The sequence below is a fragment of the Oleiphilus sp. HI0128 genome, assembly GCF_001635365.1.
Window position 1 is genome coordinate 1 of sequence record NZ_LWGG01000445.1, and the last position, 489, is coordinate 489.

1 protein-coding gene is annotated in these 489 nt (G+C 41.3%); it reads left to right on the plus strand.

Annotated features, from left to right (window positions below):
• On the plus strand, positions 1–362 hold a 362-nt coding region (locus A3763_RS05445; RefSeq protein ID WP_197482788.1), incomplete at its 5' end, for an ATP-binding protein.
• Between the last annotated feature and the right edge of the window lie 127 nt (positions 363–489).

Consider the following 489-nt stretch of genomic DNA (forward strand, 5'->3'; position numbering starts at 1 on the left):
TAAAGTCAGATTGCAGCGCACAGTTATTTATATTGCTATCCAAAACCACAAAGGATGGCCAAGCCTATATCGAAGTAATCGATCAGGGTGAAGGAGTCTCTGAAGAGAACTCCCATCATTTATTTGAACCATTCTTCACCACTGAATCTCAGGGCACAGGACTTGGTTTGTATTTATCACGAGAAATCTGCGAAGCAAACCAAGCTCATCTGGACTATATCAACCCGGCCAGTACCGAATTTCATCAGCATTGGAAGTTTGATAACCATCGACTAGACAATAAGGCTTATCAGGCTCTTAAAGACCTTAAGCTTGGTGCGTGCTTTCGAATTGTATTTGCTCACCACAAGCGAATTGTTTAACAATAGGCTTATTCTTCTTAATGCTTTCTAAGCGACAGACAAGACTCAATATATGACCAAGCAACGCGCCTTAATTATCGACGATGAACCTGATATTCGAGAGCTGTTAGAAATCACACTCATGCGT